17 protein-coding genes are annotated in these 18,812 nt (G+C 68.4%); 5 read left to right on the top strand and 12 right to left on the bottom strand.

All coding sequences use genetic code 11. The features are described 5' to 3' along the window. Positions 1-139: 139 nt before the first annotated feature. The 6 genes from grxD to purC form a co-directional block, all read right to left on the bottom strand. Positions 140-466 carry a Grx4 family monothiol glutaredoxin gene (gene grxD, locus ACT541_RS19225; protein ID WP_476138752.1) on the bottom strand — a complete coding sequence of 109 codons (327 nt, stop codon included), beginning with the start codon at positions 464-466 and terminating at the stop codon, positions 140-142. Between the two features lie 60 nt (positions 467-526). Then, the gene (locus ACT541_RS19220; protein ID WP_476138750.1) at positions 527-760 is read right to left on the bottom strand and encodes a BolA family protein; all 234 of its coding nucleotides are present in this window, start codon (positions 758-760) and stop codon (positions 527-529) included. 82 nt (positions 761-842) lie between these two features. Further along, a complete protein-coding gene (gene purL, locus ACT541_RS19215) occupies positions 843-3,062 on the bottom strand; it encodes a phosphoribosylformylglycinamidine synthase subunit PurL (protein WP_476138748.1) in 2,220 nt (739 codons plus the stop codon). Between the two features lie 99 nt (positions 3,063-3,161). After that, the gene (gene purQ, locus ACT541_RS19210) at positions 3,162-3,848 is read right to left on the bottom strand and encodes a phosphoribosylformylglycinamidine synthase subunit PurQ (protein ID WP_476138746.1); all 687 of its coding nucleotides are present in this window, start codon (positions 3,846-3,848) and stop codon (positions 3,162-3,164) included. Between the two features lie 69 nt (positions 3,849-3,917). Beyond that, positions 3,918-4,157: a phosphoribosylformylglycinamidine synthase subunit PurS gene (gene purS, locus ACT541_RS19205; protein ID WP_476138744.1), complete on the bottom strand. Its 240-nt coding sequence runs from the start codon at positions 4,155-4,157 to the stop codon at positions 3,918-3,920. Between the two features lie 427 nt (positions 4,158-4,584). Then, positions 4,585-5,382 (bottom strand): phosphoribosylaminoimidazolesuccinocarboxamide synthase, encoded by a 798-nt coding sequence (gene purC, locus ACT541_RS19200; protein ID WP_476138742.1) that lies wholly within the window; start codon positions 5,380-5,382, stop codon positions 4,585-4,587. A 384-nt stretch (positions 5,383-5,766) separates the two neighbouring features. On the opposite strand from purC, the gene ACT541_RS19195 reads away from it, so the two are divergent. Beyond that, positions 5,767-6,087: a DUF1476 domain-containing protein gene (locus tag ACT541_RS19195; protein ID WP_476138740.1), complete on the top strand. Its 321-nt coding sequence runs from the start codon at positions 5,767-5,769 to the stop codon at positions 6,085-6,087. A gap of 76 nt (positions 6,088-6,163) precedes the next feature. Continuing rightward, a complete protein-coding gene (locus ACT541_RS19190; RefSeq protein WP_476138738.1) occupies positions 6,164-6,967 on the top strand; it encodes an HpcH/HpaI aldolase family protein in 804 nt (267 codons plus the stop codon). A 27-nt stretch (positions 6,968-6,994) separates the two neighbouring features. Here the strand turns inward: ACT541_RS19190 and ACT541_RS19185 are convergent, their stop codons facing one another. The 3 genes from ACT541_RS19185 to purB all read right to left on the bottom strand — a co-directional run bounded on the left by ACT541_RS19185 (position 6,995) and on the right by purB (position 9,979). Further along, positions 6,995-7,537, bottom strand: coding sequence for a hypothetical protein (locus ACT541_RS19185; protein ID WP_476138736.1), 543 nt, complete (start codon positions 7,535-7,537; stop codon positions 6,995-6,997). Between the two features lie 10 nt (positions 7,538-7,547). After that, positions 7,548-8,486: a minor capsid protein gene (locus ACT541_RS19180; protein WP_476138734.1), complete on the bottom strand. Its 939-nt coding sequence runs from the start codon at positions 8,484-8,486 to the stop codon at positions 7,548-7,550. A gap of 170 nt (positions 8,487-8,656) precedes the next feature. Beyond that, complete coding sequence (gene purB / locus ACT541_RS19175) at positions 8,657-9,979, bottom strand: adenylosuccinate lyase (protein ID WP_476138732.1); 1,323 nt, start codon at positions 9,977-9,979, stop codon at positions 8,657-8,659. 189 nt (positions 9,980-10,168) lie between these two features. Here purB and ACT541_RS19170 point away from each other — a divergent pair, with 189 nt between their 5' ends. Together ACT541_RS19170 and ACT541_RS19165 are read left to right on the top strand one after the other, a co-directional pair. Further along, the gene (locus tag ACT541_RS19170; protein WP_476138730.1) at positions 10,169-11,419 is read left to right on the top strand and encodes an NAD(P)/FAD-dependent oxidoreductase; all 1,251 of its coding nucleotides are present in this window, start codon (positions 10,169-10,171) and stop codon (positions 11,417-11,419) included. Then, the gene (locus ACT541_RS19165; RefSeq protein WP_476138728.1) at positions 11,416-11,790 is read left to right on the top strand and encodes a hypothetical protein; all 375 of its coding nucleotides are present in this window, start codon (positions 11,416-11,418) and stop codon (positions 11,788-11,790) included. The genes ACT541_RS19170 and ACT541_RS19165 overlap by 4 nt, the downstream gene beginning before the upstream one ends. A 28-nt stretch (positions 11,791-11,818) precedes the next feature. Here the strand turns inward: ACT541_RS19165 and ACT541_RS19160 are convergent, their stop codons facing one another. Further along, entirely contained in the window at positions 11,819-12,298 is a 480-nt protein-coding gene (locus ACT541_RS19160; protein WP_476138726.1) for an Lrp/AsnC family transcriptional regulator, read from the bottom strand. Between the two features lie 203 nt (positions 12,299-12,501). Between ACT541_RS19160 and ACT541_RS19155 the strand changes: the two genes are divergently transcribed. Then, on the top strand, positions 12,502-15,999 hold the full coding sequence (locus ACT541_RS19155; RefSeq protein WP_476138724.1) for an indolepyruvate ferredoxin oxidoreductase family protein: 3,498 nt from the start codon (positions 12,502-12,504) through the stop codon (positions 15,997-15,999). 304 nt (positions 16,000-16,303) lie between these two features. Here the strand turns inward: ACT541_RS19155 and ACT541_RS19150 are convergent, their stop codons facing one another. Further along, the gene (locus tag ACT541_RS19150; RefSeq protein ID WP_476138722.1) at positions 16,304-17,356 is read right to left on the bottom strand and encodes a P1 family peptidase; all 1,053 of its coding nucleotides are present in this window, start codon (positions 17,354-17,356) and stop codon (positions 16,304-16,306) included. A 138-nt stretch (positions 17,357-17,494) separates the two neighbouring features. Then, positions 17,495-18,610: a branched-chain amino acid ABC transporter substrate-binding protein gene (locus ACT541_RS19145; protein WP_476138720.1), complete on the bottom strand. Its 1,116-nt coding sequence runs from the start codon at positions 18,608-18,610 to the stop codon at positions 17,495-17,497. Between the last annotated feature and the right edge of the window lie 202 nt (positions 18,611-18,812).

Below are 18,812 nucleotides of genomic sequence, written 5' to 3'. Positions count from 1 at the left end.
AGCCGGCTCGGTCGCGGGGGGAAGGCGTCGCGGCGCCGAATGTGGAAATCCACATGTCGCGGAAGAGGTTGGCCGAAACGGCGACGGCCGGGGATCGCTCCCCGGACGTCGAAAAGTGGGATCGAGCGTCGCGGCCCGATCAGGCGGCGATCAGGCCCTTTTCCTTGAGCAGGGTCTGCAGCTCGCCGGCCTGGAACATCTCGCGGGTGATGTCGGCGCCGCCGACGAACTCGCCCTTGACGTAGAGCTGGGGGAAGGTCGGCCAGTTGGAATAGTCCTTCACGCCCTGACGCAGCTCGTCGGACTCGAGGATGTTGACGCCCTTGAAGGGCACGCCGAGGTGGGTGAGGATCTGAACGACCTGACCGGAGAAGCCGCACATCGGCATCTTCGGGGTGCCCTTCATGAAGAGCAGCACGTCGTTGGACTTCACTTCGGCATCGATGGCGGTCTTGACGTCGGACATAGGGGCTTCCTTCTCTTCGCCGGCTTCAAGGGCCGGGGGTGGAACCGAACTGGAATGGGATCACGCCGGCGCGCGGGTGGTCAAGGACAGGGCGTGCAGCGGACCGGCCAGCGCCTCCTTCAGCGCGGCGTTGACCAGCTGGTGCTGCTGGACGCGCGACTTGCCGGCGAACTCCGGGCTCACGACTTCCGCCGCCCAGTGGTCGCCGTCGCCGGCGAGGTCGGTGATGGTCACCTGGGCCGCCGGGAAGGCGTCCTTGATCAACTTCTCGATTTCCTGAGCGGTCATCGCCATGCGTGTCGTTCTCCCTTTCGCGCAAGGCCGACGGATTGTCGGCTTCGCGACGCAAACACCACATGCCGAACCACGGGTCCGATCAGGCGGCGCTCATGTAGTTCGGCATCCAAGATTCGTGCCGCTGACGTAGGGCGTCCACCGAAACCGTCAAGTGGCCGGGAACGACGAGCTCGTTTCCACCGACCTCGCCGATCGCCGTGATCGCCACGCCGGCCGCGGCCGCATCGACGATCAGCTTCGCGGCTTCCTCGGCGGTGGCGGTCAGGACGTAGCGGGCCTGATCCTCGCCGAAGAGGAAGGCGTGGAGGGCGACGTCGGTCTCCGGCAGCAGGACGCGGGCACCCTTCCTGCCGGCCATGGCCATCTCGGCGAGGGCGATCAGCAGACCGCCGTCGGAGAGGTCGTGGGCGGCGGTCAGACGGCCGGCGATCACGGCCTCGCGGACGAAGTCGCCGTGCTTCTTCTCGGTCGCCAGATCGACCGGCGGTGGGGCGCCTTCCTCGCGGCCGTGGAGTTCGGCGAGATAGGCCGACTGGCCGAGCCAGCCGGTGGTCTCGCCGACCAGCAGGATCACGTCGCGGGCGTGGGCGAAGCCGACGCCGACGGTCTTGGTGACGTCGTCCATCAGGCCGACGGCGCCGATGGTCGGGGTCGGCTGGATCGCCTCGCCGTTGGTCTCGTTGTAGAGCGAGACGTTGCCGGAGACGATCGGCATGTCGAGCGCGATACAGGCCTCGCCGATGCCCTTCAGGGCGAAGACGAGCTGGCCCATGATCTCGGGGCGCTCGGGGTTGCCGAAGTTCAGGTTGTCGGTGATGGCGATGCCACGGGCGCCGACGGCGGAGAGGTTGCGCCAGGTCTCGGCGACGGCTTGCTTGCCGCCCTCGTAGGGATCGGCCTGGACGTAGCGCGGCGTGACGTCGGAGGTGAAGCCGAGGCCCTTGGGCGTCCCGCCGTTCGGGCGCTCGACGCGGACGACCGCGGCGTCGCCGCCGGGACGCTGCACCGTGTTGCCCTGGATCAGGTGATCGTACTGTTCCCAGACCCAGCGGCGCGACGACAGGTTGGGCGAGCCGATCAGGTCGAGCAGGGCCGCGCCATAGTCGGCGGGGGCCGGCACGTCGGCGGTGGCGAGCACCGGCAGCGGCGTCGGGGCGACCCAGGGGCGATCGTATTCGGGGGCCTGATCGCCGAGATCCTTGATCGGCAGGTCGGCCATGACCTCGCCGTGGTGCTCGACGACGAAGCGCAGCGTGTCGGTGGTGTAGCCGACGATGGCGAAGTCGAGGCCCCACTTGCGGAAGATGGCCTCGGCCTTCTCCTCGAGGTGCGGATGGAGGACCATGAGCATGCGCTCCTGGCTCTCCGACAGCATCATCTCGTAGGCGGTCATGCCGGGCTCGCGGGTCGGCACCTTGTCGAGGTTCAGGGTCAGGCCGAGGTTGCCCTTGGCGCCCATCTCGACGGCCGAGCAGGTGAGGCCGGCCGCGCCCATGTCCTGGATGGCGATGACGGCGCCGGAGGCCATGAGTTCGAGCGAGGCCTCGAGCAGCAGCTTCTCGGCGAAGGGGTCGCCGACCTGCACGGTCGGGCGCTTCTCGGCCGAGTTCTCGTCGAATTCGGCCGAGGCCATGGTGGCGCCGCCCATGCCGTCGCGGCCGGTCTTGGAGCCGAGATAGACGACCGGCATGCCGACGCCCTTGGCTTCCGACAGGAAGATCTTGTCGGCATCGAGCAGGCCGGCGGCGAAGGCGTTGACCAGGCAGTTGCCGTTGTAGCTCTTGTGGAAGCGGACCTCGCCACCGACGGTCGGCACGCCGAAGGAGTTGCCGTAGCCGCCGACGCCGGCGACGACGCCCGAGACGATGTGGTGGGTCTTGGGGTGGGTCGGCTCACCGAAGCTCAGCGAGTTCATCGCGGCGATGGGCCGCGCGCCCATGGTGAAGACGTCGCGCAGGATGCCGCCGACACCCGTCGTCGCGCCCTGATAGGGCTCGATGTAGGAGGGGTGGTTGTGGCTCTCCATCTTGAAGACCACGGCCTGACCGTCGCCGATGTCGACCACGCCGGCGTTCTCGCCGGGGCCGATGAGGACGCGCTCGCCCTTGGTCGGCAGCTGCTTCAGCCACTTCTTCGAGGACTTGTACGAGCAGTGCTCGTTCCACATGGCCGAGAAGATGCCGAGCTCGGTCAGCGTCGGCTCACGACCGATCAGGTCGAGGATGCGCTGATACTCGTCCGGCTTCAGGCCGTGGTCCTTGACGAGCTGGGGGGTGATGGCGATGTCGTTCTTCAGCATCGTGTCGTTCCTTCGTCGCCTCGGCCTTGCGGCGGGCACCGTCCCTCTGCCGGCGGGGGAGAGGGAGAGCCGGGCCGCGCCCGGCGCATTGCGCTTCGATCAGGCGACCTCGGCGAGGCTCTCGAACAGGCCGCGGCCGTCGATGCCGCCCTGCAGCGCTTCGATCAGGTTCTCCGGGTGCGGCATCATGCCGAGGACGCGGCCGCGCTCGTCGGTGATGCCGGCGATCGAATTGATCGAGCCGTTGACGTTGGCTTGCGCCGTCAGTTCGCCCTTGTCGTCGCAGTAGCGGAACACCACGCGGCCCTCGCCCTCGAGGCGCGCCAGCGTCTCGGCGTCGGCGAAGTAGTTGCCCTCGCCGTGGGCGATCGGGCAGCGGATGACCTGACGATCGGTGTAGGCCGAGGTGAAGGCGGTCTTCGCGTTGTCGACGCGCAGGTTGACCTCCTTGCACATGAACTTCAGCGAGGCGTTGCGCATCAGCGCGCCGGGCAGAAGGCCGATCTCGGTGACGATCTGGAAGCCGTTGCAGATGCCGAGCACGTAGCCGCCGCGGGCGGCGTGGCGACGCACCGCCTCGATGATCGGCGAGCGGGCGGCGATGGCGCCGCAGCGCAGATAGTCGCCGTAGGAGAAGCCGCCGGGGATGGCGACCACGTCGACGTCCGGCAGTTCGGTCTCGGTGTGCCAGACCATGTGCGACTTGACGCCGGACACTTCGTGGAAGGCGCGGGCGAGATCGTTTTCGCGGTTGATGCCGGGGAAGACGAGAACGGCGGACTTCATGGGCTCATCCTTGCGGGCCGGGGGCGGCCCTCGCGAGAGACGGGAAGGGCGAACGAGAGGCGAGGCGCCTCAGATCAGTTCGATCCGGTAGTTCTCGATGACGGTGTTGGCGAGGAGCTTCTCGCACATGTCGGTCAGCTCGGCCTGGGCCTCGGCGCGGTCGGCGGTGGCGAGCTCGAGCTCGATCAGCTTGCCCTGGCGGACGTCGTCGACGCCTTCGAAGCCGAGGCTCTTCAGAGCGCCCTGGATGGCCTTGCCCTGCGGATCGAGAACGCCGTTCTTCAGGGTGACGGTGACGCGGGCTTTCATGGGGGCAACCTCGGCTTTGACGGGGATCGGGTCCGGCGAAAACGGCGGACGCGCCCCGGACGACGGCGCCCGGGACGGTCACGCCCGATGGCCCCGCGCGTAGCACGCGAGGGCGCGGGGGGCAAGGGAAAGCGGCGTTTTCCAACGGTGAGCTGCCTCGATCCATCGGATCCGTCGCGGAGGTCCTTCATCCTGAGGTGCGAGCGAAGCGAGCCTCGAAGGGCGAAGGGCCGAGAGGCACCGCCCGTCGTGGCTTCGCCCTTCGAGGCCCGGCGCCGCCGGGCACCTCAGGGTGAAGCCGAACGGATACCACCGCACGAAAAAGTCATCGGCCCGGCGCCGAAAACGACCCGTCCGTCGCCCGAAACGACGACGGCCGCCCCGAGGGGCGGCCGTGTGAATTCGCATGTCCGATCGCTCGGGTCGATTACTCGACGACGGTCGGTGCGGCGGGAGCCGGGCCGTTGTTGTCGTTGAGGATGCCGAGGCGACGGGCGACTTCCTGATAGGCCTCGAGCATGCCGCCGAGGTCGCGACGGAAGCGATCCTTGTCGAGCTTGTCGCCGGTGGACTGGTCCCACAGGCGGCAGCTGTCGGGCGAGATCTCGTCGGCGAGCACGATGCGCATCATGTCGCCTTCCCAGAGCCGGCCGAACTCGATCTTGAAGTCGACGAGACGGATGCCGACGCCGAGGAAGAGGCCCGAGAGGAAGTCGTTGACACGGATGGCGAGCGCCATGATGTCGTCGATGTCCTGCGGGGACGCCCAACCGAAGGCGGTGATGTGCTCTTCCGACACCATCGGGTCGTTGAGCTCGTCGTTCTTGTAATAGAACTCGATGATCGAGCGCGGCAGCTGCGTGCCCTCGGGGATGCCGAGGCGAGTCGACAGCGAGCCGGCGGCGACGTTGCGCACGACCACCTCGAGCGGAACGATCTCGACTTCGCGGATCAGCTGCTCGCGCATGTTGAGGCGCTTGATGAAGTGGGTCGGCACGCCGAGCGCGTTCAACTGGTTGAACACGAACTCCGAGATCCGGTTGTTCAGCACGCCCTTGCCGTCGATGACGGCATGTTTCTTGGCGTTGAAGGCGGTCGCGTCATCCTTGAAGTGCTGGATGAGCGTTCCCGGCTCCGGGCCTTCATAGAGGATCTTGGCCTTGCCTTCGTAGATGCGACGCCGACGATTCATGGGTACGTACCGTGACTTCGAGAGAAAATCCATTGGGCCGAAGGCCTCCTTGGAAGCCGGCGCCCGATACGCGACACGCGGGCGACGACTCTTGACCCCTGCGGACGGGTGCCCGAAGGGGAGGCGGCGTTCGTTCCGGGAACACGCATCGCAAGATGCGGGAACCGCACGAAGAACGACGCGCGGGACGGAAGAGGCCGACGCCTCTCGCACCCGCGCGCTGGTCGCGGGCACCCTAGCCGAAACGCCGCCTGATCTCAACTTGGCGGAACAAACGATGCCGGCCCGTTCGGACCGCCGGCGCTCCGTCCATCGGACGAACGTCTCGTTGATCGGAACATGGCCGGCCGCTATTCATTCTGCCGTTCATGGACCCTATATGGGATCCAGGGGGAAATTTCCAGGAGAATCGAAGACATGACGACCTTCGACAAGCGTGAAGATGCCTTCGAGAAGAAGTTCGCCCACGACGAGGAGCTTCAGTTCAAGGCTGCCGCGCGGCGCAACAAGCTCCTGGGCCTGTGGGTCGCCGAAAAGCTGGGCCTCTCCGGCGACAAGGCCGAGGAATACGCCAAGTCCGTGGTGATCGCCGATCTCCAGGAGGCCGGCGACCAGGACGTGATCGCCAAGGTGCTCACCGACCTGAAGGCGGCCGGCATCGAGCAGTCGGAGCATCAGATCCGCCGCACCATGGACGAGCTGATGCCCATGGCGATCGAGCAGATCAAGAGGGCCTGATCCTCGCCCGAACGGATTTCGAGATGCGGCGCGCGTGCCTTAAGGTACGCGCGCCGTTTCTCTTTCGGAGGCTCCGATGCCGTCCCCCTCTGTGGCCCAACCGCTCGCACCCGCCTTCCGCCTCGCCGATCGTCTCGCGGAAGGCCGACCGCTCCTCGCCGGCTGGGTGAGCTTCGCCGATCCGCTCTTCGCCGAGATCGTGGCGCGGACCAGCCTCGAGGCGGTGGTCTTCGACATGCAGCACGGGCTCTTCGGCATCGACGCGGTGCCGGGGCTGATCGGTGCCGCCGCGGCGGCCGGATGCCCGGCGATCGTCAGGGCGCCGGTCGAGGACTTCGCCTCGCTCGCCCGCGCGCTCGACTGCGGCGCGGCCGGGGTGATCGCGCCGATGATCAACTCGGCCGCCGACGCCCGGCGCCTCGTCGAGTTCACCAAGTTCCCGCCGCGCGGCCGCCGCTCCTGGGGGCCGGGACGGGCGATGGCGCTCGCCGGCATCGCGACGGGGCCGGACTATTTCGCCCGCGCCGACGGATTCTCGATAGTGCTCGCCATGATCGAGACGCGCGAGGGGCTCGAAGCCCTCGACGAGATCCTGGCGGTCGACGGCATCGACGGCGTCTTCGTCGGGCCGAACGATCTCTGCATCGCGCTGACCGACGGCGGCCTGCTCGACCCGGAAGCGGCGCTCCTCGACGAGCCCCTGGCGCGGATCGTCGCGGCCTGCGCGCGGACGGGCAAGATCGCCGGCATCTTCGGCGGATCGGGCGCGCGAGCGGGCGAACTGGCACGGCGCGGCTTCGGCCTCGTGACCGTCGGCCACGACGGGGCTTACGTGAAGGCGGGCATCGAGGCGATGGCGACGGCCGCGCGCGGGGCGTGACAAAGAAGAGCCCCGCCGGAGCGAGCCTCATCGACGGGCGTCTTCGCTGCGCGGCTTCGCTCGCAGGGGCGACGAGATCCGGTCGGGATGACGGAGGATCAGTTCTCCGCCGACGTAGCCACCGGACAGGCCGAAGCAACCCGGTGAATTCCGCAACAGACTCGAGGCTCGTACGCGCGGCATGTATTCCGGACTTTCCGAGGTCAAGGCTTTCTCTTCCCCCTTGGTCCAAAGGAAGGAACCGACGCCATAGGCGGTCCAGTCGGGGCGTCTGATCGAGTCGGAGAAGCCTTTGATCGTCGTCTCGTCCCAGCAGATCATGTCGATGTCACGGACGAGCAGGGGGCCGTCGCGGGAGGCCCAGAGATCGGCGCGGGGATGGAGTTTCCAGTCGAAGGCGCGGGCGACGACCGCGCCGTTCGGCAGTTCGACGGTCATGGTCGCGAAGGTCAGGAGAACGACGGTCCAGTTGAGCATCAGGACCGCGACAACGAGGAGGACGAGGCCGGCAAGCCCGAGCCCGAACCAGCGCAGGCCGCGCAGGATCATCGTGCTCAGGGTCTTCGGCATGGTCGGCATCTCATCGTCTCACGGTATAGATGCTTCGGGATGCGTCCACGAAGACTTCGGCGACGAAGGAAGTCGTCCAGTTCCCGTTCACGTCGTAAGCCGTTCCGCCGACATCGGTGAGTGCCTCCCAGACGCCGCGTCGATGCTCGAGTGGCTCCCATATCGCCTCGACTGCGCGTTCGACATTCGATTTGCAATCATAGGTCGATATCTGTCGGGCCGTCCATGAAAACTCGAATGGAACCGCGCGGTGGTCGCGTCGATAGGGATCGCGGATGTCGAGCGGGTCGGTGAAGACGTCACTGAATTCGAAAGTCGAGGTGCCCTCGATACGGAACATTTCGCCGAGGTCCGTCTTTGTCCCGAGGAAATCTCCCTTCACGGCCGCATTTCCGTGTGAGAAGGCGATCCTGCCGAAATCGTAAGTATTCCCGAAGGGATAATCGATCGGGCCGGCCTGCTTCTCTCGTGCCGCATCGGCGATTTGATCGGCCAACCGCCGGAACGCGCCCTCGACGCCAGTTTCATAGGCGTAGACGTTCGCGATTTCGGCGAGGTGACCGATTTCCGTCAGAGTGACCGCTCGACCGCCGCCCGTATAGAAATGCGTCACGAAATCGGAGTCTTCCCACCGCCGGTTGGAAGACGAGAGGTCGGACGTGAACGTGTGGTACGCGAATTCCGTTTCGCCGGAGCGGTAGGGGATTGCCTCGCAGCGGCAGTTCGGTTCTTCCCCGGGATGCCCGGTCTCGGGCGGGTGATCCCAAGAGAAGATGCGGCCGTCGTTGGCGCGATGGGATGGGCGAACTTTCTCGTCATGGCGAGAGCGCCAGACATATCGGTCGGTCGCGTGCTCGTCCTTGCGCTCGACGGGCAAGACGATCGGCGTTCCGAACCTCAGATAGCGATCGAAATGGATGCGGTAGAGATCGGAGCGATGCAGGTTCATGGGTCATGTCCTCGATGGTGTCGCCATCGAGGATACGACTGTTTCGGCCGAGGAGAACAAATCGTGATTTGTCCTCGGGGGCGCCGAGGGCCACACTGCTGCCTCGGACGACAGAGCCCCGCCGGATCGCTCCGACGGGGCTCTTTCGTTTCGCGGGATCGGGCCCGTGATCAGCCGAAGATGCGGGCGAAGATCGTGTCGACGTGCTTCATGTGGTAGCCGAGGTCGAAGCGCTCGCGGATCTGTTCCTCGCTCAGGGCCTTGCGCACCTCTTCGTCGGCCAGAAGCTCGGCGAGGAAGTCGACGGTCGCCTGACCGGTCCGCTGATAGCTGTCCCAGACCTTCATGGCGTTGCGCTGGACGAGGCGATAGGCGTCCTCGCGGCTGACGCCGGCCTGGGTCAGCGCCAGCAGGATGCGCTGGGAATGCACGAGGCCGCCGAGGCGGTCCATGTTCTGCGCCATGCGCTCGGGGTAGACGACCAGCTTCTCGATGACGCCGGCGAGGCGGTTCAGCGCGAAGTCGAGGGTGATGGTGGCGTCCGGGCCGATCATGCGCTCGACCGAGGAGTGCGAGATGTCGCGCTCGTGCCAGAGCGCCACGTTCTCCATCGCCGGGATCGCGTAGGCGCGCACCATGCGGGCGAGGCCGGTCAGGTTCTCGGTCAGCACCGGGTTGCGCTTGTGCGGCATCGCCGAGGAGCCCTTCTGGCCGGGGGAGAAATACTCCTCGGCCTCGAGCACTTCGGTGCGCTGGAGGTGGCGGATCTCGATCGCGACGCGCTCGATCGACGAGGCGACGACGCCGAGCGTGGCGAAATACATCGCATGGCGGTCGCGCGGGATGACCTGGGTCGAGACCGGCTCGACGGTCAGGCCCATCTTCGCCGCGACATGGGCTTCGACCGTGGGATCGATGTTGGCGAAGGTGCCGACGGCGCCGGAAATGGCGCAGGTGGCGATCTCGGCGCGGGCGACGACGAGGCGGGCGCGGTTGCGCTCGAACTCGACATAGGCCTCGGCGAGCTTCAGGCCGAAGGTCACCGGCTCGGCATGGATGCCGTGGCTGCGGCCGATGGTCGGTGTGTGCTTGTGCTCGATGGCGCGGGTCTTCAGCGCGGCGAGCACGCGGTCGACGTCGGCGATCAGGATGTCGGTGGCGCGGGCGAGCTGGACGGCGAGGCAGGTGTCGAGCACGTCCGACGAGGTCATGCCCTGATGGACGAAGCGCGCCGACGGGCCGACGATCTCGGCGAGATGCGTCAGGAAGGCGATGACGTCGTGCTTGGTGACGGCCTCGATCTCGTCGATGCGGGCGACGTCGAAGGTGGCGTCCTTGGCCTTGGCCCAGATCTCGGCCGCGGCCTCCTTCGGCACCACGCCGAGCTCGGCGAGCGCGTCGGTCGCGTGCGCCTCGATCTCGAACCAGATGCGGAAGCGGGACTGCGGCTCCCAGACGGAGACCATCTCGGGACGCGAATAGCGCGGGATCATCGGAGCACCTCGTGAGGACAGGGTCGCGCGGGCTCGCGCGGGATTGAAGAAATTCAGGCCCGCCACTTAGCAGACCCCGCGCCGACGCTCAACGCAGGCAGGCGAAATGCGCTATCAAACGAGTCGCGCGCGGCTCGGTCGGACCCGCGCCGACGGCCGCACCGGCGGCCGAGTTTTCGAGGAACAACGATGACACACGACGTGATCGTTCTGGGCGCCGGCATGGTGGGCACCTCCGCCGCCCTGCAACTGACCGAGAAGGGGCGCCGCGTGGCGCTGATCGATCGCCGCGGCATCGGCGAGGAGACGAGCTTCGGCAATGCCGGCGTGATCGAGCGCGAGGGACTGGTGCCGGTCGGCATCCCGCGCGACATCGTGCGGCTGTTCCGCTATGCGCTGAACCTCGCGCCGGAGGCGAACTATCACGTCGGCTTCCTGCCGAAGATCGCGCCCTGGCTGTGGAAACTGTTCGAGGCCTCCGACAAGGCCGGCATCGAGGCCTTCGCGCGGGCGACCGACGCGCTGTCGCGCTTCGCCATCGTCGAGCATCGGCGGCTGGCGGCGGCGGCGAACGTCTCCGACCAGTTCCGCGAGACCGGCTGGCTGCGGGTCTATCGGACGCCCAAGGGCCTCGCCGGCGAGAGCGACCTGCACGAACTCGCCGACCGTTTCGGCATCGAGCATCGGCTGCTCGATCGCGATGCGCTCCATGCCTTCGAGCCCGATCTCGCACGCATTCTCCATGCCGGCGTGTTCTGGCCGGAGACCCAGACGGTCGCCTGGCCGGAGGCCGTCACCAAGGCCTACGGCGATCGGTTCGAGGCGCTCGGCGGCGTGTTCGCGCGCGGCGATGCGCGCTCGCTGCGGCGGGTCGACGAGCGCTGGTTCGTGACGACGGAGACCGGCGAGGTCTCGGCGCCGACGGTGGTCGTGGCGCTCGGGCCGTGGTCGAACGACCTGCTCGATCGCTTCGACCTGTCGTTCCCCTTCGCGGTGAAGCGTGGCTACCACATGCATTTCGCCGCCGAGCGCGGCGCGCGGCTGGCGCGGCCGATCGTCGACGTCGAGATGGGCTATTGCCTGACGCCGATGGCCAAGGGCTACCGGCTGACGACCGGCGTCGAATTCGCTCATCGCGATGCCGACCCGACGCCGCGCCAGCTCGAGCAGTTGAAGCCGATCGCCCGCGATCTCTTCCCGCTCGGCGCCGAACTCGACCCCGAGCCCTGGCTCGGGCGGCGGCCGGCGCTGCCGGACGGATTGCCGATCATCGGCCCGGCGCCGGGCGTGCCGAACATGTGGCTCGACTTCGGCCACGGCCATCTCGGCTTCACGCTGGGGCCGATCTCCGGCCGGCTGATCGCGGAAGGAATCGTCGGCGAGCCGACGCTGGTCGATCTGACGCCCTTCCGGGCGGAGCGCTTCGGAGGTCAGCGATGAGGGAGACGCGCGGTCCCGTCCGGCTCGCCGCGCGCCGCGAGGGCGGCCGTCGGCCGCTGCCGATCGTCTTCGCCTTCGTCGGCATCGTCGTGGTGTCGTTCGCCCAGGCGGCCGAGCGCGGCATGATCGACGGCGTGAAGATCGAGTGGCCGGTCTATCTCTTCGGCGGCGCGATGATCGCCATCGGCATCTTCGGCATGGGGCGGCGCGACGATCCCGAGCCGGTCGAGGACGAGAGTGGGCCGATCCGCGAATCGGGCCGGTTGCCGAACGAGCGCGATCCGGTCGACGAACTGCGCGAGACGCTCGACCGGATGCAGGGGCGCAAGCCCTGGGACACGACGGGTTCGGGGCCGGGCGGCGGCGCGTGACGGCGGGGCGAGGAGGCGCCTCGGCGCCTCAGGTCTCGCGCAGCGGCAGGGCCGGCGTGTCCTTCACCGTCGCCACCACGATGTGGGACTGGACGTCGGTGACGAGATTGTTGTCGAGGAGCTTCGAGCGCAGGAAGGTGTCGTAGGCCTTCATGTCCTCGGCGACCACCTTGATCAGATAGTCGACGGCGCCGGTGACGCGCTCGCAGGTGATGACCTCGGGCCAGAGCCGCATCATACGGTCGAACTCGGTCATGTTGTCGTTGGACGGAACGCCGAGTTTGACGAAGGCATAGACGACGAATTCGAGCCCCACCGCCTCGCGGTCGACGAGCGCGGCGATCTGCTTGATGATGCCGGAGTCCTTCATCCGCTTGATGCGACGCCAGCACGGCGTCTGGCTCATGCCGGCTTCCTTGGCGACGTCGGCGATGGCCAGAGAGGCATCGCGCTGGAGAATGCGCAGGATGCGCACGTCATGCGGATCGAGGAGAATCTTTTCCGCCATCCCTTGTCACCTGAAACAAATCGACGTGAAACGCTGTTCGGGGCGCCAAGTTAGCATGAAATTCGACGTATGGAAGGTGTATTCTGTCCCCTCGACGAAAGCTGAACGACGTCGCGTAATCCGGTCGTCCCCGTCCAGAATGGCACGAAGAACGATGTCATGGGGCCTCCGAACCGCCGTCGCAGTGGTCGAGGGAGACGCTCATGAACGACTTCACGCCGTGGCCCGCGCGGCCGCCGAAGCTTTCCGACAAATACGACCTCGATCGGGGTCGCGTCTATCTCACCGGCATCCAGGCGCTGGTGCGCCTGCCGATCGACCGCGTCCGCCTCGACCGGGCGGCGGGGGTGAAGACGGCCGGCTTCATTTCGGGCTATCGCGGCTCGCCGCTCGCCGGCTACGACCAGCAACTCGTCGCAGCACGCGCCGAGCTCGCCGCCCACGACGTGCGCTTCACGCCGGGCGTCAACGAGGAACTGGCGGCGACGGCCGTCTGGGGCTCGCAGAAGACGGTCTCTTCCGGCGCCGGCTCGGACTTCGACGGCGTCTTCGGCATCTGGTACGGCAAGGCGCCCGGCGTCGACCGCTCCACCGACGTCTTCAAGCATGCCAATGCCTCCGGCACGTCCCGCCTCGGCGGCGTGTTGGCGATCGCCGGCGACGACCATCTGGCGAAGTCCTCCACCGTCGCCTGCCAGAGCGAATTCCAGTTCGCCGACTGCGAGATCCCGGTGCTGGAGCCGGCCGATCTGCAGGACGTCGTCGACTACGGTCTGCTCGGCCTCGAGATGTCGCGCTATTCCGGTCTGTGGGTCGGCATGATCGCGCTCGCCGACACGATGGATTCCTCCGGCGTGGTCGACGTCTCGCTCGCCCGCCACGCCTTCCGCCGGCCGCGGCCGGAGTTCGACCCGCGCGCCCGCGCCGACGTCGACCGGCCGATGCTGCTGAAACACCGGCTCGACAACGAGGTCTCGGTGCGCGAGATCCGCGTTCCCGCGGCGCGCGCCTTCGCCCGGGCGAACGGGCTCGACGCCCAGGTCTTCGGCGCCAGCCGGCCGCGCATCGGCTTCGTCGCCACCGGCAAGGCCTATCGCGATCTGCGTCAGGCCTTCGCGATCGTCGGCCTCGACGAGCAGCGGGCGCGCGATCTCGGCGTCGCGATCTTCAAGGTCGGCATGAGCTGGCCGCTGGAGCCGATGGCGATCGCCTCCTTCGCCCGCGGCATCGAACGGCTCGTCGTGGTCGAGCACAAGCGGTCGCTGATCGAGGCGCAGATCAAGGAACTCGCCTATCACTGGCCCGACGGCCAGCGCCCGGCGATCTGGGGCAAGACGACGCCGACCGGCGAGCCCTTCTTCGCCGCGGTGCGCGAACTCGCCTCCGCCGACATCGTGCCGGCGTTGATGGCGGTGATCCCGCAGCTTTCCGAGGACACCCGCGCCCGCGACGCGGCGGACGCACTCGTCCGTCAGGCGATGTGGGCGGCTGGGCACGCGTCCGACGCGCGGCGCTCGCCCTATTTCTGCGCCGGCTGCCCGCACAACACCTCGACCAGGACGCCGGAAGGCTCGCGCTCGTTGGCCGGCATCGGCTGCCATGCCATGACCGAACTCGCCGAGCGCACCACCGATGGTCTCTCGGCGATGGGCGGGGAGGGCGTGCCCTGGGTCGGTCAGGCGGCCTTCTCGCGCGACACTCACGTCTTCGCCAATCTCGGCGACGGCACGTGGTTCCATTCGGGCACGCTCGCCGTCCGCCAGTCGGTCGTGGCGGGGGTGAACATCACCTACAAGATCCTCTTCAACGACGCCGTCGCCATGACCGGCGGGCAGAAGGTCGACGGCGGCGCGCTGACCGTCGGGCGCCTCACCCGCAGCCTCGAGGCGGAAGGTGTGGCGAAGATCGTCGTCGTCGCCGACGAATGGGAGCGTCATGTCGGATCGCCGGAACTCGCGGCCGGCGTCACCGTCCGCCCGCGCGCCGAGCTTCTCGACGTCGAGCGCGAACTCGCCGCGACGCCCGGCGTGACGGTGCTGGTCTACGACCAGACCTGCGCGGCGGAGAAGCGGCGGCGGCGCAAGCGCGGGCTGATGGCCGACGTGCCGAAGCGGCTCTTCGTCAACGAGCGCGTCTGCGAGGACTGCGGCGACTGTTCCAAACAGTCGAACTGCGTCGCCGTCGAGCCGATCGAGACCGCCTTCGGGCGCAAGCGGCGGATCAATCAGGCGAACTGCAACAAGGACTTCTCCTGCGAGACCGGCTTCTGTCCGTCCTTCGTCGAGGTGATCGGCGGCACGCTGAAGCGCGAGGGGCGGCGGATCGATCCGGCCGCGCTGCTCGAGGGTCTGCCTGCCCCGGCGCGGGCCGGGCTCGAGGCCAAGACGCTCGATCTCGTCATCGCCGGCATCGGCGGCATGGGCGTCACCACGGCGGCGGCGGTGCTGGCCATGGCCGCACATGTCGACGGGCTCGACGTCTCGACGCTCGACATGACGGGTCTCGCCCAGAAGGGCGGACCGGTGACGAGCCATGTCCGCTTCTCCACCTTCGCCCGGCCGATCGAGGGGCCGCGGGTGCCGAACGCCTCGCTCGACGTGTTGATCGCCGCCGACATGGTGGTGGCGGCCGGCGGCGACGTGCTCGCCATGGCCGATCCGGCGCGCACCGCGACCTTCGCCGACGCCAAGCCGCAGCCGACGGCGGAATTCGTGCTGCGCCAGACGCAGTCCTTCTCGGCGAACCGGCTCGCGGGTCTTCTCGGCGAGGCCTCGGCGGCGTTCCGCAGCTTCGCCGCTGGCGAGATCGCCGAGCGGCTCTTCGGCGACACGCTCGCCGTCAACATGATGCTGATCGGCGCGGCGCTGCAGGACGGGCGGCTGCCGATCTCGGTCGGGGCGCTGGAGACGGCGATCCGGCTCAACGGCGCCTCGGTCGAGGCCAATCTCGCCGCCGTGGCGCTCGGCCGGGCGCTCGCCGCCGCGCCCGAGCGGGTGACGGCGCTGGTGGCGCCCCGCCCCGTGGTAGACGTCGCCGCCGTGCCGCTCGACGAGCGCATCGCCTTCCTCGCCGACGAGCTGGTGCGCTGGGGCGGTCGGGCGGTCGCGGCGGACTTCCGCACCCGCATCGCCGCGGTGCGCCGCGCCGAGGCGGAGGCGACGGGCGAGGAGAGCGTGACGCGGCGGGTCGCCGAGCGGCTCTATCGCCTCACCGCCATCAAGGACGAGTGGGAAGTGGCACGGCTCCACGCCGATCCGGCCTTCGCGGCGCGGCTCGCCGAGACCTTCGAGGACGTGTCGCAGATCCGCACCGTGCTCGCCCCGCCGTTCCTGGCGAAGCGGGACCCGGCGACCGGCCGGCCGAAGAAGCTCTCCTTCGGCCCGTGGATCCGGCCGCTGCTCGGGGTGATGGCGAAGGCCCGCGTGCTGCGCGGCACCGTCCTCGACCCGTTCGCCCGCACCGAAGAACGCCGCGAGGAGCGGGCTCTGCGGGATCTCTACCGCGACGACGTCGCGCGGATCGCCGAGCGTCTCGCCGCCGGCGTCGCGCCGCGCGTGCTCGACGGGCTGATTTCCTGGCCGGAGACGGTCAAGGGCTATGGCCCGATCAAGGACGCGGCGATGAAGGCGGCGCGCGAGAAGCGGGCGGCGGTGCTGGCGGAGCTCGACGCGGCGCCGGCCGGGGCGAGGGCGGCGGAGTGAGCCGGGAGGGTCCGGTCGACGGTGTCACGGGGCGCCGGAGGCGCCTTCACCCTCCCATCAGGGGAGGGTGGCCCGCAGGGCCGGGTGGGGTCGGTCGAGTGCGCTGGGAGGCCGTGCGCGATGCTTCGAGACGCGGGCCTTCGGCCCGCTCCTCAGCATGAGGCGTTTGTTCTTGTTCGAGAAATGACGAGCGCCTCATGCTGAGGAGGGCGTCGAAGACGCCCGTCTCGAAGCATCGCGCACCCGCCTCGCATCTTCCCGACGATCGGATAGGCCCCCCGGAGCACTCCCGCCCCGCCGGACCTCAATCCTCCGGCGCCGTCACCGGCGCGGCCGGTTGGCCGAAGCGGTCCTGCCAGGTCGGCAGGTTGGCCCAGCCCTTGTGGGCGGCGGCGTGGACGCCGCGGGCGATGGCGCGGGCGGTGACGTTCACCGCCGCGATGCCGAGCGCCACCATGTCGGCGAGCGGTTCGCCGAGCGGCTTCTCGCCGGTCGCCAGCGTGAAGACGATGTCGCCGTCGAGCGGCGTGTGGGCCGGCCACAGCGCGCGGGCGAAGCCGTCGTGCGCCTGGATCGCCAGCCGCTTCGCCTGCGCCTTGGAGATCGCCGCGTCGGTCGCGACGATCGCCAGCGTCGTCGCCGTGCCGGTCGTCGGCGCGGCGGGCGCCGCGACGCCCTTGAGGCGCGGGACGGTCGCGTCCGCCGGCCAGGGCGAGGGCAGGCCGAGGCCGCCGAACTCGCCGTCGATCTCGAAGGGTGCGGCCCAGAAATGCGGTCCGTCGCCGATCGTCGCCGAGCCGACCGCGTTGACCGCGACCAGGGCGGCGACCGTGTGGCCCGAAGGCAGGACGATCGAGGCGGTGCCGAGGCCACCCATCAGCGTCGCGGTGGTGGCGCCGTAGCCGACGCCGGTGGCGCCGCAGGCGAAGGGTTCGCGGTCGGCGTCCTCCGCCGCGGTGAAGCCGAGATTGCGATAGGGCGGGAAGCGGCCCCAGTCCTTGTCGCCGCCGTTCAGCAGGTCGAAGAGGATGGCGCCCGGCACGATCGGCACCCGCGCGGTCCCGACGGCGAAGCCGCGCCCCTGTTCGGCGAGATGCGCCATGACGCCCGACGAGGCGCCGAGCCCGTAGGCCGAGCCGCCGGAGAGGACGATGGCGTCGACCTTCTCGACCGTCTCCTCGGGCGCCAGCAGGTCGGTGTCGCGGGTCCCCGGCGCGCCGCCCATGACATGGGCGGAGGCGACCGCGGGACGATCGGCGACGACGACCGACACGCCGGAGGCGAGGCGATGGTCGACCGCATGGCCGACCGCGAGGCCGGCGACGTCGAGGATCGAGTTCATGGGGCCGGGGCGCATGGCGTCTCCTGAATGTCCGAGTCCGAGAGGTAATCTAGCGCGCCGCGAAGACGAAGAAACCGCCGCGAGCGAACTCGGCGGCGGTTTCCGAAAGACGGGAGGGGAGGGGCGCGCGATGCACCCCTCCGATCGCTACGATCAGTTCTGCTCGTAGACGATCTTGCCGTCCTTGTCCTTCTTCCAGGTGTACATGACGTAGTCGACGTCCTTGCGGTCGCCCTTCTTGTCGTAGGACAGGTTGCCGAGCACGGTCTTGAAGGTCTTGCCGGAGTGGATGACCTCGGCCATCTTCTTCGGGTCGAGCGACTTCGCCTCTTCGGCGGCCTGCTTCATGATCTCCACGGCGGCGTAGGAGTAGAGGGTGTAGGCCTCCGGCTCGTACTTCTTGGCGCGGAACTTCTCGATGACGCTCTTGGCGGCCGGGTTCTTGAGCGGATCCGGGCCGAAGGACATCAGGGTGCCGACCACGCCGTCGCCGCCGATGGTGGCGAATTCGGCCGAGGTGATGCCGTCGCCCGAGAGCATGACGGCGTTCAGGCCCTGGTCGCGCATCTGACGGATGATCAGGCCGCCTTCGGTGTGGAGACCGCCCCACATCACGACGTCGGCGCCGGCGGCCTTCAGCTTGGAGACGAGGGCCGAGTAGTCCTTCTCACCGGCGTTGACGCCTTCGTAGAGGACTTCCTTGATGCCGTCGGCGGTCATGAAGCCCTTGGCCGCGTCCGCGAGACCCTGACCGTAGGTGGTCTTGTCGTGGACGATGGCGATCTTCTTGCCCTTCAGGTTGGCCTTGGCGTAGTCGGCCCAGAGCTTGCCCTGCTGGTCGTCACGGCCGCAGGTGCGGAAGATGTTCCACAGGCCGCGCTCGGTGATCTTCGGGTTGGTGGCCGAGGGGGTGATCTGCAGGATGCCGTTCTCGGCGAAGATCTCCGAGGTCGGCATGGTCACGCCCGAGTTGAAGTGACCGACCACGAGCTTGACGCCCTCACCGACGAACTTGTTGGCGACCGACACGCCCTGCTTCGGGTCCGACACGTCGTCGCCGACCGTCATGACGATCTTCTGCCCGAGGATGCCGCCGGCGGCATTGATGTCCTCGACGGCCTGCTCGGTGCCGTTCTTGAGCTGGGCGCCGAAGGCGGCGTTCGGGCCGGTGATCGGGCCGGCGACGCCGAGCTTGACGTCGGCGAGCGCAGCGCCGGACCAGGCGAGACCCGCGGCGAGCACCAGACCGGTCATCCACTTCTTCTGCATCGGATTACTCCTCTCCATCGTTCGTCTCTTCGAACGTCGATCTCTGTCGCGCGCCCCGCACCCGGCGTGGGTCGGGCCGAGGCTGCGTTTTTCCGTTGCATCCCTCTCGGGGAGAGAGGGAACCCCGCCGGGCATCGATGCGAACAAGAACATTCCTGTGATCGACCCCGCGGGGAGCGTTCCGTTCTCGAGCGACCGTCAC

Source organism: Pinisolibacter sp. DMC100 (assembly GCF_056313705.1).
This window is presented reverse-complemented; position numbering and strand designations above follow the sequence as displayed.